Genomic DNA, 1,477 nt, shown 5'->3' with positions numbered 1-1,477 from the left:
CTCGATCACCCCGGAGGCTCTCGGGATGCCGTCCGCATCACCGGCATAGACGATCCGAAGAAGACAGGAGGCTGGTTGGTTTGGGTTACGCGGCTCGTGGCTGCATGTCGATCCGCGCGTAGTAGGCGGTCTCCGCCTCTGCCGGCGGGACGTGTCCGATCGGTTCCAGCAGGCGACGGGTGTTGAACCAGTCGACCCATTCGAGGGTCGCGAACTCGACGGACTCGAGCGAGCGCCACGGCCCGCGTGGGCGGATGACTTCGGTCTTGAATAGGCCGATTACGGTTTCGGCCAACGCGTTGTCGCAGCTGTCGCCGACCGATCCGACCGACGGCTCGATCCCAGCCTCGGCCAGGCGCTCGGTGTAGCGGATCGCAAGATACTGCGAGCCGCGGTCGGAATGCGCCACGAGCCCGGCGTTCTTCGCCGGCCGGCGATCGTGGATTGCCTGCTCCAAGGGCGTCGAGGACGAAGCCCGCGGTCGCGCTGCCGCTGACGCGCCAGCCGACGATCCGGCGCGCGTAGGTGTCGATGACGAACGCGACGTAGACGAAGCCCCGCCAAGTCGCCACGTAGGTGAAGTCGCTCACCCAGAGCCGGTTGGGCGCAGGCGCCTGGAACTGGCGGTTCACCTTGTCGCGCGGACATGGCTGTGCCGGATCGGGAACGGTCGTGCGCACCTTCTTGCCGCGGACGACCCCGCGCAGGCCCATGGCGTGCATCAGCCGCTCCACCGTGCAGCGCGCGACGTCGAAACCCTCACGCCTGAGCTGCCGCCAGACCTTTCGAACCCCGTAGACGCCGAAGTTCTCCGCATGAACGCGGCCGATCTCGACCCGCAACTCGGCGTCCCGCTTGGCTCGGTCGGACCGTCGAGAAGGATCGTCCCGCCGCGCCCGGTGCGCGTGATACGTCGACGGGGCGATCGGCAGCTGCCGGCAGATCGGCTCGACCCCGTAGGACGCACGATGGTCGTCGATGAACGCGATCATCGCTTCAACGGGCGGTCGAGCTCCGCCTGGGCAAAATACGCGCTCGCCTTGCGCAGGATCTCGTTGGCCTGGCGCAACTCGCGAACCTCGCACTCCAGCGCCTTCACCCGCGCCGCCTCCTCGGCTCGCGCTTCGGCCCCAGGCACAAAGGCGCGCTCAGCCTCGCGAACCCACCTTCTCAGCGTCTCCGCCGTGCAGCCGATCTTCGACGCAATCGACTGGATCGCCGCCCACTGGCTCCCATGATCGGCCGCATGGTCGCCAACCATCCGAACCGCTCGCTCGCGCACCTCAGGCGCATATCTTGCTGATGTCTTCCCCATGGCTCCGTCCTCTCACAGTCAGGAGCCTCCTGTCTTCTTCGGATCGTCTATGCCGGTGATGCGGACGGCATCCCGAGAGCCTCCAGGGTGATCGAGCCCGATTGCCGGCGTGGGAGCCATCCGCGTTCTCGCTCGCCATCCTGAACAGTTGACTGGGGCCGT

At 67.2% G+C, this 1,477-nt stretch carries 1 pseudogene and 1 other annotated feature; the pseudogene reads right to left on the bottom strand.

The features are described from left to right. Window positions 1-85 precede the first annotated feature (85 nt). Window positions 86-1,315 (bottom strand): annotated as a pseudogene (locus Q1B08_RS21385) (IS3 family transposase). Beyond that, window positions 918-1,034, bottom strand: a sequence feature (AL1L pseudoknot). (Overlaps the previous pseudogene by 117 nt.) Window positions 1,316-1,477: the final 162 nt, after the last annotated feature.

The organism is uncultured Jannaschia sp. (genome assembly GCF_947494025.1).
In the GTDB taxonomy this organism is placed as follows: Bacteria; Pseudomonadota; Alphaproteobacteria; order Rhodobacterales; family Rhodobacteraceae; genus Jannaschia.
This window is presented reverse-complemented; position numbering and strand designations above follow the sequence as displayed.